Genomic DNA, 11,701 nt, shown 5'->3' on the forward strand with positions numbered 1-11,701 from the left:
ATTTAAGTACGGCGGTAACCAATAGACAGGCCAAGTGCCCTCAACAGCTGCGAAAAAACATAATCACGATGACTTCTAAATCTCCGACTCACAACGAAACCGCCGAAACATCAACCATGGGCGAGCAGGGCGCTTGCGCACATGAGCTTGAAATGATTCATGCCACGCGCCATTGGGTAGATACCGCTGTGATTGGCCTAAATTTGTGCCCCTTTGCAAAAGCCGTTCAAAGTAAAGGGCTGGTGCATTACGCCATCAGCCAAGCACGAGATACCCGCAGCCTGCTGAAAGACTTGGCCAAAGAGCTCATGACTTTGGCCGATTTGCCGGCACAAGAGCGCGACACAACCTTGCTGATCGTGCCTTACATGCTTGATGATTTTCTCGATTTCAATGATTTTTTAGATGATGCAGATGCATTATTGGAGCGCTTGAATCTGTCAGGTCAATTGCAAGTGGCAGACTTTCATCCACGCTACCAATTTGCCGGCACTGACATAGATGATGTAAGTAACTATACAAACCGCGCCCCATATCCAACCTTGCATTTGCTGCGTGAAGAGAGTATCGATCAAGCCGTCCAAGCCTTCCCTGATGCGAGTGATATCTTTGAGCGCAATATCGACAAACTTCAGGCGTTGGGCATCAAAGGTCTACGGGAGCTAGGATTGGCCTATGAGGAGCGTAAGTAATGGCCAAATTACGTAAGCAAGGCGCACACGCTGCATCTATACAGTCTCAGCAGGAGGCTGGAAAACATGCAGCACACAGCGCATTGGCTGATTTAGGCCTAGCAGAAGATGTTTCCACTGAGTTATTGCAAGCCTTGCACATCTTGACAAGAGAAGGGCGTATCAATCAGGACTCGCGCCGCAAGCTCAAGCAAGTGCTGCATTTGGTGCGCTTTATTGAACCATTAATTGAAGATTTGGCCCGCGACGGGCATGCCCCAACATTGGTTGACCACGGTGCAGGCAAGTCCTATTTGGGATTCATCTTGTATGACTTGGTCTTGCGCCCCTTAGGGCGCGGACGCGTTGTGGGGGTGGAATTTCGGCAAGAATTGGTGGCGCAGTCTCAAGCCCTTGCGCAGCGGCAGGGTTTTGATCGGATGGACTTTCTGCCTTTTGCCGTTGCTGACACCTTGAATCACCCTTTGCTGCCTGAACAGATTGACATTGTCACGGCATTGCATGCCTGTGACACAGCCACCGACGATGCCATTGCATTTGGCTTGGCAAAAAATGCACAAGCCATGGTTCTGGTGCCTTGTTGCCAAGCAGAGCTGGCATCACATATGCGTTCAAACAAAGCGCTCCAATTGGCCAAAACACCATTGGCAGAACTTTGGCGCCATCCTTTGCATACGCGTGAAATGGGCAGTCACACCACCAATGTCTTGCGGTGCTTGTACCTTGAAGCCTGTGGTTACCAAGTTACGGTCACGGAACTGATTGGTTGGGAGCACAGCATGAAGAATGAACTCATCATTGCGCGAAAAACAGGGCAAAAGAAACGAAGTGCTCGTGATCGCATGCTTGAAATCGCATCGCAACTGGGCTTGCAAGATCTCTTGCCAGTCCGATTTAAAGAAATTTTATAATTCTCATTCACGTTTTGTCTCTATTGAGGCTTTGGTTGGTTTCCTCTTTACGTACTAGAAACTATGGCTCGACTGCCTCGCTTATTGATTCCACATCTGCCACACCACGTTATTCTTCGCAGTATCAATAAACAGTCGATTTTTCTTGATGCGCAGGACTACGCCTATTTTTTAGATACGGTGGCGCAGCAGCTCAAGGGACAGCCGATTAGTTTGCATGCCTATGTTCTTTTAGATCATCGCATTCATCTTCTTTTAACCCCAGAGAATGACGTGGTGCTCAGTAAGCTCATGCAAGGCATAGGTAGGCACTATGTACGGTACTTTAATCAGCGCTATCAACGCTTCGGGACTTTGTGGGAAGGGCGTTTTCGTGCAGGCCCTATGCAGCCCGCACCATACGTTTTAGCAGCCATGACATTGTTTGATTGGCTTCCTGTCACAGAAGCCTATTCAACACAACCTAAAGACTACGCCTGGTCAAGTCATCGCCACTGGAGCGGTTTTGAGCATCAAAAAATGCTCACACCACATCCGTTGTATTGGAGCCTGGCTGACACGCCATTCGGCCGCGAGGCAGCGTACCAAACGCTTGTAGGAGCAGGCATTGGCAGCACCTTGCGAGACAGTATCGAACACAGTGCCATGGGGGGGTGGTTATTAGGCAGCAATAGCTTCATTCAAGAAACAGCGCAACACGTTCCGCGCCGTGTTGGTCCTGGTAAGCCGGGGCGACCTCGAAAGAATGCAACCAGTTAACCCAATTGGCTAGAGCATAAAAATCTTGCAATTTGGTTTTGTATTTTTTATATTTAACATAATATACAGTCTGTAACTCTTTTTCGCAATTCTTCGAGTAGGGGGCTGTCTGGCTCTGCTTCAAGTGCTGCGATTGCAGTCCAGCGGACTGGGTCTTCTTTTAGAGCTATTGCGAATTGTCCAGCAAGCGTAGGGCTTAAACGGCCACGCTTTTTGGCTGTGTAGATCGCACTATTGCTTAAATTTAAATCATGCTGCCATTTGGCAGCATTTTTTATTTCTAGTGCTTTATTAAGTAAATCAATGGTTTGCGGCATTGCTAGTCTCTTTCAGGCTGTTAGAGACAATATTCTGACAGGTTGATAGAAAAAATGTCTAGCACCCTGTTAGAGATTGTGCTACATTTCACCTCATCTACTAACACGGTGTTAGTTTTCGAATGAGGTTTTTCCAGTGGCTAGCTTCACTTTTTGCTCTAAGAGCTTAATGCGTTCGGCTCTGAAATCTTCATGCACTTTTGCAATGTCGGGGATGTTCGCATACCTGATGACGCGCAAGCCAGCAGAAGTTATTACGGCATCGCGCTTTGCGTCCTTTTCCTTCTTTCGTCTGTGGCTTGCGTCGTCTAGCTCTATTACCGCAAGCACATTGAATGCTTTATCGCAGACAACGAAGTCAGTCACTTTTTGTGAAAACGTTCTGAAAACAGCAATGTCGCTGCTTTTGAGAAATGCACTTTGGCTTACTTGTGCGAGGACAACTAAATCAGGTAGGGCACCTGTGAGCCGCCAATACATCGACTGTTCGCGCTCAGTTAGTGGGATTTTGTAAGTAGGAGGTTTTCTCTCTTTGCCTTTACTTTTTGTAGATGCAGCGATGAAGAGAAGGATTCCGATAACGGCGATTGCAATAAGTAGGTATTTCATTTCTTTCACTTTAGATACGTTCGTCCAAATGTATCAAGTTTTACAGGTCAGAAGTATGCAGCTATCAACACCAAAATTTTTAGCCCGAAGCGCACATGCAGCAGACAAAGCCGCAAAGGCAGCGGCAAAGCGTGGTGATAGCGAAGGCGCAAGCTACTGGACAAGCCAAGCCCGCGAACGCGGCCACGAAGCAATGCAATTTATGCGCAACTTCTGAGGGGCGAAAATGCAATACGACGGCACAAACGACCTTCACGACTACAGCAAGCCAATGGCATGTTTCGCATGCGGTTGGGCTGGTGAACTATCGCAATGCTCGGGCGTTGATTTTGAGGATGGCGAGGGAGGTGCCGTTACGCATGCATCGTGCCCTGTGTGTGATGACATTGTTGAACCCGCATAAGGGGTGCAGCATGAAACACATCGCGCAGGTACTTGAAAACACATTTGCCAACTGGCAAGCGCCGCGCCCGGTTAAACACCTGACACCGGCGCATGCGAAGTTTTTGCAACGTCCTTTGTTTCGTATTCCGCAGCCTGCCGCCGTCGGGCAAGCTTGCGCCGCACGTACGGCGGCAGGCAAGGGGGGCGCAGTATGAACATGACACCAACTTCCCCCCGTCCGGTAACACGGGGGGAAAGTACCCCAACACAGCAAGCCAAGGTCGATTGGCTCAATTGCACTTTCAAACCCGATGAATTAACGGTTGAAGAAGTCATTTTCAAGCTGTCTGAAATTATGGCTCGGCCAGTATCAGGAATCGACGAAGGCAAGGGAATTCGCGGTTATTCAAAGAGCGTTGCATTGTTCGCCCATGTTGGCTCTCGTAAGCAGGCTATTGGATTTTTGGGCTTTGGCGGTGAGGCGCAAATGGGTACATGGATGCTATCAATCCCCGGCTCTGGCTGCTCTCTTATTGACAACTGGCAGGCCATGCGCGATTGGCTGGAACAACTTAATGCAAAGGTCACCCGTCTTGATCTTGCTGTTGATTTTCTCAATGGTGAATACACGGTGGACGATGCCGTGACGTTCTACCGCGCAGGCAGATTTACAAGTAGCGGTCGCCCGCCTGCAACATCCCAAGCAGGCGATTGGCTCAACGAAAAGGAGCGCACTTTGTATATCGGAAAAGCCAAGAACGGCAAGGTATTGCGGGCATACGAAAAAGGCCAGCAACTAGGCCAAGCCAACAGCCCATGGACGCGCTATGAAGTCCAGTTTGGTAACCGTGATCGTGTCATTCCGCTTGAAGCCCTCACAGAGCGCGACAAGTATTTTGCAGGTGCATACCCAGTGCTTAAAGACCTGCTCGACAACGAATGTGGAGCCGAAAAAATCCCAACAAAACAAACAGAAGGCGAAGTGACTCTCTCGCATCTGCTTGTTCATTTGCGTCGTACTTACGGCAAAGCAATTGACGTAATGCATGCAAGCGAAGGTTTTGAAATCGCGAGTCTCGTCGATGAAGTCCGAGTGATCGGAGTCCCTCGACGTGTCAATTTATCCAGTGTCGCGGCTGGCCCTACATGGTCAGGGGTTTGTGATCTTGCACGAAAGGCAGCGTAAAAAAATGGCAGTTGAACAAAAGCAAATCGTCGGCATTGAAATCAGTGAAGGCGTATCAAAAAAAACCGGCAACGCGTACAGCATCGGAACTATTCACACGATGACAAAGCTCGCTCCACCCATGGGAGCAGACAACGTATCGAAGGGCTACATGGGCGACAAATATCAGTGCGATGTAGAAATTCTTCGCAAGATTAAACACCTGCCGTTCCCCATTGTTGCTGACGTTTCTACAGAGGACGTTATGCGCTTTAACAAGCGCGAAACCATCGTCACGGATGTGCGCCCCGTCGAGACCGTAAAAAAAGCAGCTTAACGGCTGTTGCAAGGAATGCCGAAGGCACCCCGTTAGGGGCGGGGCAGTCAACTTGTTGACTGGGCAAGTTCCGCGCAGGGCTCGGCATGCCCTGACCTTAAAAAATCCGCAATGGCGACTGATGCACCGCAATTGCATTTTCAACTCGCATCGAAAAGGAAAACACTATGTTCGCTCAAAAAGTACGCGGTTTTGCCGCATCTGCAAAAGCCAAAGTTCTGGCCGTAGCAGCCATCGCAACAGCAGCCGCTTCTAGCGCGCAAGCTGCATTGCCCCCGGAAGTCTCTACAGCAGTTACCGAATACAAAGATGATGCGATCTCCGCAATCGTCATGGTGATTGCTGCTGGCGTGGCTATTTGGGGTCTGCGCAAGCTCGGCACAAAAATGGGCTGGTTCTAAGCGTTCGCGCTTGAAGGGTGGGGCATGGCTGAAAACAAACAAACGCATCAAGTGCAATCTGAAAACGGCGTTGTAACTATTCAGATTGCCCCACCACCCGATAACCCGCAACAGCGAGAGCAGCTATTTGAAGCGGGCTCTCTTTTTTATGTCGCTGCACTCCTTGTTTTCTTGGTTAAGCAGATTAACAACTTGTTCAGCGTTTCACCCAATGACTAATCATGTCCGACCCCCTCAACTTCCTGATAGCTGGCGGCATCTTGTTAATTATTTACGTCTCTTTCCGCTAGTCGTTTTGTTTGCGCTGTTTTCTGCGCCTGCATCTGCGCAGACCTATGAATACACAAATGACAGGACGTGTCAGCCTAACTCCTGTAAGTGGTATTCAACGGGGCTTGAAGCTGCATCGAAAGTATGTCCCACTACTGCGACACAGCGAGTTAAACAGGGTGGACGGCATGACGTATTTATCTGTGAGATTTTTTATGACGAAAATTGCGGCCCATCTGAACAAGAGGCATGGGGTTGTACTCCAAAACCGAAATGGATTGACGGCAATCAAATTTATCTGAGATACCAAGAAAAGCAAAGCGAACAAGAGCCCCCGGAAGAGCCAGAGCCAGAACCCGGAACGGGCGCATGTAAGTACGGCAATCAATACAACATGCGCTTTGTGATCGAGTGGGTAAAACCCGGTGAATCACGCACATCTACAGGCCCAAACAGTATTTGCATTGATGGCTGTCGAGCTACGTTTTCCTCAACGCCCGACTATTACAGCGGCTCTCAACAAAATGGCATGGTGCCAATTGTTTATCAAGGTCAATACACCACTTCGGATTCCGAATGCACGGCATCAGACAAACCGCCTACAGACGCACCTCACCCCGGCCCACCTGATGATGGCGAGGGCGATGGAGGGGAGGGCGACGGCAATGGAGATGGAAACGGCGACGGCCCTTTAGTCTGCGAAAACGGACAGCAACCCGGCAATGTTAACGGCCAAGAAGTTTGTGTTGACGGTGGCGACACTGGCGGTGGAAACACTGGCGGTTATGGCCCGTATGTACGCACAAATAATGCTGTCTGTTTTGAAGTTGACGCAGATGTATCACTGCATTGCGCCCTCTGCGGTTTACCCGGTTTGCCCGATTGCTCAACCGCAATTAAGAATTTCTCTGAAATTAAAAAACCGCTTGAAGATATAAAAACCGGGCTTGGCGAAAACAACAAAGTACTCAAAGACATTGAAAAAGCCATCAAAGAAGCGACGGCAAAAATCCCCACTCAGAGCGGCTCACAGACTGGCGGAACTGACACAGAAGTGAAGGGCGCAGTCGATAACGTTAAGGGCGCTGTCGATGGTGTCAAAGATGCAGTCAATAGCGGTAATACAAAGCTTGAGAAAAGCCTCAAAGACATTGAGACCGCAATTAAGAATCAGAAGCCCGGTGTCGGCGGTGGAGGAGGTGGCGATGGTGGAGAAGGTGACGGTGAAGGCGAAAACGATTTAGAAGAGTACTGCAAGAAAAACAAAGAGGCTTTGCCTTGTCAGAAGGTCGGCGAATTTGAATCAAGTGAAGGCCCATCAGAACCGCAAAACATACAAATTACGTACCAGTCAGAAAACCTTTTTGGCGGTGGTGGCACATGTCCTGCGGACGTTATTTCTCAGGTCGGTGGGCAAAGCATGACGATCTGGAACTGGACGCAAGCATGCGGAATTATTAGCGGCTACGTCAAACCCGTTGTCATCGTTCTTGCTTTCATGTCGGCGCTCATGATCTTGATTCCACGGAGCTAAATCTATGCCAGCACTTGCACTCTTCTTTCTGTCATTAGTTAAGCCGCTGGTCGGTCGAATACTTGTTGCACTCGGTATTGCAGCAGTCTCAGTCGTGGGCATCAATACAGCCATTGACGGCGTTAAAAACGCGCTCGTTAACAACATCGGCGGCTTACCTGCTGACATGTTCAACCTGTTTTTACTCTCTGGCATGGGCCAAGCAATCGGCATCATCACGGGCGCTATTACGACAAAAATCATGATCGTACAAGCGACAAAAGCCTTTAGTTTCGCAAGCAAAAATCAGGCATAACATGATCACAGTAATTACCGGCACGCCAGGTGCGGGCAAGACGCTTTACACAGTACAAAACTTGCTGCAAAAGCTTGTTGGCTCAACAGTCACAAAGACAAACGACGATGGCACGACAGAAGAAATCACGCGCAAGGTTTTTACGAATATCAACGGCTTAACACTCGATCATGAACTGATCGACGGAAGCGACACGGGCGGCTTGTGTAACTGGCAAGAATGGGCAAAACCCGGTGATGTGATCGTATTCGATGAAGTGCAAAAGTACTGGAAGCCGCGCCCCAACGGCTCCGCAGTACCGCCCTATATTGAAGCGTTAGAAACCCATCGGCATATGGGCGTAGATTTCATTCTGATCACTCAGGGCTTGATGCTCACTGATCGCAATATGATCTCGCTCGTCGGGCAGCATTTGCATGTGCGCAGAATCGGCAACACACGTACTTGCATCGTCTATGAATGGGATCATGCCAGCCGGTCTCTGATGTACTCAAAGAGCATTGCAAAGAAGATTTGGCGCTATGACAAAAGCGTTTTTAAGCTCTATAAAAGCGCGGAATTGCACACGAAGCAAAAGCGAAAATTGCCCGGTTTGCTTTGGTTTTTGCTTGCTGCGCTGGTCTTTGCGCTGTGGAAAATGCCAACTTTTTTGGGCATCTTCGATACTGAGAAATATAACGTACCGATTGAAGCCATAGCACATGCAGCACAAGAGCAGGAAGCCGGTGATTTTGCAGAATCTCAAGAAGTAGGGCGCAACTACCAGCAGCCAAAAATCAGCACAGCGGACTACTATGAAAGCTACGTGCCGCGAGTCCCTGACGTGCCATTTACCGCGCCCGTCTACGACCATCTAACAGTCCCCCAAGCAGTCCCAAAACCAGCAGCATGCATCAAAATGCGCAACCGTTGCGACTGCTACACGCAACGCGGCACACCGTATGGCACCTCAAAACAGAATTGCCTCTATTACGTGAAAAATGGCGTGTTCCTTGACTTTGAACCCGACAACAACGGCATGCAACAAATGCCCAAAATTGCAGCCGCACTCAACTGAGGAAATGCCGGGTATGGGGCGGCTGAGCCCCATGTAGACATTGCCCGACTTTATTTTGCTGCGTGATCGTTTTGTCTGTATGCATCGTGTCAGCGCCCGTAAACAGTCACTTCTGATTCCTCCCGCAGCGCGCCCCCCAAACCGTCACAAGCTTTTCACGGGACTGCAAAACAACGGTATTCAAAAACCTGTCAAAGCCGCTATGTGTATTTGCTGAGCAAGGAATGCCGAAGGCACCCGAAGGGCGGGGCAGTGGACGTAGTCCGCTGGGCAAGTTCCGCGCAGGGCTCGGCATGCCCTGAACGTCAAGATTCAACCGACTTTAAAAATTGGCGTATTTGCTGCAACGTCTTGCCGCATTGATTCCAATAACTTGATTTGGTCGCGTAATACGTCAATTTGTCGTTCAAGGGCTTTTGCGTATTGTCTCCATCTGTCAGCTTCGTTTTGTGCGTGCGTGTGTATTGCTGATCGCCCGTAGCGTGTCTCCCAAAACAAAGCGCGATAGATTGCTGTGGGAGCTTTATTGGTTTTTCTGTATCGCTGTATGCTGCGTAACGTCACTCCCAGATATCGCGCTATCTGCTTATCGTCGTGTGGAATGTCTGCAAGCATCCATGTTAAAGGTGGCGTCTGTGTTGGAGCCAACATTTGTATATCCCTCTGTATTTATGAAAAAGCCCGCTGTATGCGGGCTTGTAATTTACTTAGGAATGGTTTTTTATGTCTCTTGTCTATTAAACATAATATACATCGTATCAATTAGCGAAACCTAAAAAATAACGGGCTCGTTCCCGCTGGTTCCTTACCTTAAATACGCCTAACTCAACACTTCTTGCTAAAACTCTAGGTCACCGCACAACAACCGAATCAATTCGATGAAAAAATCACCTCCGCTGACACACACAATCAATATACCACCTAAATCACATAGTCTGTCAACTCAAAAAGATATATTGTGGCCCCAACTTTGCGACTCGCGCTGCAATCGTGGCCATCCCACATCACATCAACTGCAGCACCGGATTGCTGGGCGGCACTGGCTGCACCCAGCGGCCTGCATTGACAAACACCACGACCGACAAGGTGCTTACTTGCTCTTGGCCACGAATGACCGCATAGCGCACGATGTTGCTCTTATTGGGGCCTGGCAGATGCCAGTCTGCCTTGATGACATCGCGCTGCACTTGTTTGGCCATCTCGGGCACTTTGCTTAAATCAGTGGTCAAGGTGCCTGCGTACTGTTTGAAGATCAATGGCGAGACCACGGCCATGCCTTCGGGCACAAAGTGCACGGCTGCGCCTGTCTCGTTGAACTTTAATGAGCGATCCACCAATGATTGCTGCACCCAGCGCATGAAGTCGGTGGCCAGCTCGCTGGGCTCGGCCTGGCGTTCATTTTGCTGGCCACTCAGGCGTGGCAAGTCCTGTTTAAGCAGCACCGGGTCTAGGCTTTTAGCGTGGACTTCTGGCTGACCTGTTCCCAGCACAATCTTAGGCAATGGCGTCATGGGCTTGAGGCCAGAGAGCGTCTTGATTGTAGAAATGGGCGCTAATGCAGGCAGATTTGATGCAGTTTGACTTGGATTGACGGGTGTTGCTGCAACGTGCTGTTGAGCTGGAGGCTTCGCTGTAGGGCTTTGCTCAGTTGCCTGCTTGGCTTGTGCAACCTTGGGCGCTGCTGTAGGGGTCGCAGTTGATGCAGTTTGAGGACGTTTGCCTGTGGTTGCTTCAGTTTTACGTTCATTGCTGTACTGAGACGCTGCAGCCCGCAAGGCGTCCATGCCTGATGGGCCACCGCGCACATCGCTCAGAATGGAGGACTCCAGCAGGTACGCTGCATCGACGGCATCGAGCTCGTCGTTCTGCTCAGCATGATGGATTGAAGACGTTGAAGCAGTTTGAGGTGGACTACTTGGCTGCTTGGGCGTAGTAGCTTGTTGAGGCGCTTTAGTGGCTGGTTTAGCCGTTTTGACGGTCCCGCTGGGTTTACTGAACGCAGGAGCCTTCAGTGCAGGCGATTTAACGACAGGTTTTGCATCAGCTTTACGCGGTTTGACCTTGTGCTCTGTATCCACTAGCGTGTCATCGCCCTGCTTCAGCTTCATATCAGAGCTTGCTTGGACTGCATCAGATTGAACTGGATTGCCCGCATGCCTTGTTGCATCATGATCATGAGAAGCTGCATCAATGATTGCATCAGTTTCAATGTCGTGGATTGCCTCAGTTTCTCCATCCCGGCTGGCCCGCACCACGATGCGGCCGGTCATGGCTTCTGGATACTGGCTTTCGTCTGCGAAGAGCTTGGCCAAAGGAAACCGCAGCATGGTCAGCGAATGGCTGTAAGTGCCCTGCTCTGATTGGCTATGTCCTTCGACATGCACGTACCAAACGGCCTGGCCGGTGTGTGGGTTGCGCTCGATGACGCCATAGTCTTGCCAGGTGTCAAAGAGCCGGTCATTCTTGGTGTCTCCTGGAACGACTTGGTCTGGCTCATTCTTATGAATCCACTCGCGCACGGCATCGGCCAAGCGTTTGGCCACAAACCACACCGAGCCGTCATACACCCAACCAGCTGCGCCGCTGCGGTTCAGGGGCAGACTGGTGCCGCTGCGCAGCATGGCCCCTATGGCCTGCATCAGCAAATCATACAAAGGCACGGCCTTGGCCGTGGCAAACCGTGCTTGTGAGCCGTGGCTGAGTGCACGTTGCGCGGATCTGGCATCGGCCTTCTTGACGATCTTGGCCACCAGGCTGTCTTTGTCTGCTCCAGTCAAGTAACGCTCCAAGGCCTCTAAGGCTTTGGGCATCATGCTTAAAAACGACATGGCAGACGGAGGCGCGATGCGCGGCAGTAGCAATTGAGCCAATCTCGCATGCGCTGAATAGTCCCGTGCCGCTTTAGGCGTGAACTCCACCAGGTACTCGGACTCAGGATGAATCACACCGGATTTGATGGAGGCTAGTTAG

Annotated in this window: 14 protein-coding genes; 11 read left to right on the plus strand and 3 right to left on the minus strand. The window is 50.2% G+C overall.

All coding sequences use genetic code 11. The features are described 5' to 3' along the window. The first annotated feature begins 116 nt into the window (after positions 1-116). The 3 genes from E9531_RS15035 to E9531_RS15045 all read left to right on the plus strand — a co-directional run bounded on the left by E9531_RS15035 (position 117) and on the right by E9531_RS15045 (position 2,362). On the plus strand, positions 117-692 hold the full coding sequence (locus tag E9531_RS15035) for a DUF1415 domain-containing protein (protein ID WP_136574604.1): 576 nt from the start codon (positions 117-119) through the stop codon (positions 690-692). Beyond that, positions 692-1,603 carry a class I SAM-dependent methyltransferase gene (locus E9531_RS15040; RefSeq protein WP_136574591.1) on the plus strand — a complete coding sequence of 304 codons (912 nt, stop codon included), beginning with the start codon at positions 692-694 and terminating at the stop codon, positions 1,601-1,603. Before E9531_RS15035 ends, E9531_RS15040 begins: the two co-directional genes overlap by 1 nt. Positions 1,604-1,666: 63 nt before the next feature. Further along, complete coding sequence (locus E9531_RS15045; RefSeq protein ID WP_136574592.1) at positions 1,667-2,362, plus strand: transposase; 696 nt, start codon at positions 1,667-1,669, stop codon at positions 2,360-2,362. Between the two features lie 53 nt (positions 2,363-2,415). Here the strand turns inward: E9531_RS15045 and E9531_RS15050 are convergent, their stop codons facing one another. Further along, positions 2,416-2,679, minus strand: a complete 264-nt coding sequence (locus tag E9531_RS15050; protein ID WP_136574593.1) for a hypothetical protein — start codon at positions 2,677-2,679, stop codon at positions 2,416-2,418. 111 nt (positions 2,680-2,790) lie between these two features. Continuing rightward, positions 2,791-3,288 carry a DUF2726 domain-containing protein gene (locus tag E9531_RS15055; protein WP_136574594.1) on the minus strand — a complete coding sequence of 166 codons (498 nt, stop codon included), beginning with the start codon at positions 3,286-3,288 and terminating at the stop codon, positions 2,791-2,793. Positions 3,289-3,701: 413 nt separating this feature from the next. Between E9531_RS15055 and E9531_RS15060 the strand changes: the two genes are divergently transcribed. From E9531_RS15060 to E9531_RS15095, 8 genes are all read left to right on the plus strand, one after another. Next, positions 3,702-3,887 (plus strand): hypothetical protein, encoded by a 186-nt coding sequence (locus E9531_RS15060; protein WP_136574595.1) that lies wholly within the window; start codon positions 3,702-3,704, stop codon positions 3,885-3,887. A 2-nt stretch (positions 3,888-3,889) separates the two neighbouring features. Further along, positions 3,890-4,858 (plus strand): replication initiation factor domain-containing protein, encoded by a 969-nt coding sequence (locus E9531_RS15065; protein WP_158291810.1) that lies wholly within the window; start codon positions 3,890-3,892, stop codon positions 4,856-4,858. Positions 4,859-4,862: 4 nt separating this feature from the next. Further along, positions 4,863-5,174: a hypothetical protein gene (locus E9531_RS15070; RefSeq protein WP_136574597.1), complete on the plus strand. Its 312-nt coding sequence runs from the start codon at positions 4,863-4,865 to the stop codon at positions 5,172-5,174. A 167-nt stretch (positions 5,175-5,341) separates the two neighbouring features. Beyond that, on the plus strand, positions 5,342-5,575 hold the full coding sequence (locus E9531_RS15075; RefSeq protein WP_136574598.1) for a major capsid protein: 234 nt from the start codon (positions 5,342-5,344) through the stop codon (positions 5,573-5,575). 24 nt (positions 5,576-5,599) lie between these two features. Next, positions 5,600-5,794: a hypothetical protein gene (locus E9531_RS15080; RefSeq protein WP_136574599.1), complete on the plus strand. Its 195-nt coding sequence runs from the start codon at positions 5,600-5,602 to the stop codon at positions 5,792-5,794. Then, a complete protein-coding gene (locus E9531_RS17540) occupies positions 5,787-7,379 on the plus strand; it encodes a hypothetical protein (RefSeq protein WP_158291811.1) in 1,593 nt (530 codons plus the stop codon). Before E9531_RS15080 ends, E9531_RS17540 begins: the two co-directional genes overlap by 8 nt. Positions 7,380-7,383: 4 nt before the next feature. Next, a complete protein-coding gene (locus E9531_RS15090) occupies positions 7,384-7,674 on the plus strand; it encodes a DUF2523 domain-containing protein (RefSeq protein WP_136574601.1) in 291 nt (96 codons plus the stop codon). A gap of 1 nt (position 7,675) precedes the next feature. Further along, on the plus strand, positions 7,676-8,731 hold the full coding sequence (locus E9531_RS15095; RefSeq protein ID WP_136574602.1) for a zonular occludens toxin domain-containing protein: 1,056 nt from the start codon (positions 7,676-7,678) through the stop codon (positions 8,729-8,731). A 1,004-nt stretch (positions 8,732-9,735) separates the two neighbouring features. On the opposite strand, the gene E9531_RS15100 is transcribed toward E9531_RS15095, so the two are convergent. After that, positions 9,736-11,676, minus strand: coding sequence for a conjugal transfer nickase/helicase domain-containing protein (locus E9531_RS15100; RefSeq protein ID WP_136574603.1), 1,941 nt, complete (start codon positions 11,674-11,676; stop codon positions 9,736-9,738). Positions 11,677-11,701 lie beyond the last annotated feature (25 nt).

The organism is Lampropedia puyangensis, from assembly GCF_004833285.1.
Lineage (GTDB): Bacteria > Pseudomonadota > Gammaproteobacteria > Burkholderiales > Burkholderiaceae_C > Lampropedia > Lampropedia puyangensis.

Coding starts and splice junctions, on each gene's coding strand:
- E9531_RS15035 (WP_136574604.1), top strand. CDS start 117: ATGGGCGAGCAGGGCGCTTGCGCACATGAGCTTGAAATGATTCATGCC.
- E9531_RS15040 (WP_136574591.1), top strand. CDS start 692: ATGGCCAAATTACGTAAGCAAGGCGCACACGCTGCATCTATACAGTCT.
- E9531_RS15045 (WP_136574592.1), top strand. CDS start 1,667: ATGGCTCGACTGCCTCGCTTATTGATTCCACATCTGCCACACCACGTT.
- E9531_RS15050 (WP_136574593.1), bottom strand. CDS start 2,679: ATGCCGCAAACCATTGATTTACTTAATAAAGCACTAGAAATAAAAAAT.
- E9531_RS15055 (WP_136574594.1), bottom strand. CDS start 3,288: ATGAAATACCTACTTATTGCAATCGCCGTTATCGGAATCCTTCTCTTC.
- E9531_RS15060 (WP_136574595.1), top strand. CDS start 3,702: ATGAAACACATCGCGCAGGTACTTGAAAACACATTTGCCAACTGGCAA.
- E9531_RS15065 (WP_158291810.1), top strand. CDS start 3,890: ATGACACCAACTTCCCCCCGTCCGGTAACACGGGGGGAAAGTACCCCA.
- E9531_RS15070 (WP_136574597.1), top strand. CDS start 4,863: ATGGCAGTTGAACAAAAGCAAATCGTCGGCATTGAAATCAGTGAAGGC.
- E9531_RS15075 (WP_136574598.1), top strand. CDS start 5,342: ATGTTCGCTCAAAAAGTACGCGGTTTTGCCGCATCTGCAAAAGCCAAA.
- E9531_RS15080 (WP_136574599.1), top strand. CDS start 5,600: ATGGCTGAAAACAAACAAACGCATCAAGTGCAATCTGAAAACGGCGTT.
- E9531_RS17540 (WP_158291811.1), top strand. CDS start 5,787: ATGACTAATCATGTCCGACCCCCTCAACTTCCTGATAGCTGGCGGCAT.
- E9531_RS15090 (WP_136574601.1), top strand. CDS start 7,384: ATGCCAGCACTTGCACTCTTCTTTCTGTCATTAGTTAAGCCGCTGGTC.
- E9531_RS15095 (WP_136574602.1), top strand. CDS start 7,676: ATGATCACAGTAATTACCGGCACGCCAGGTGCGGGCAAGACGCTTTAC.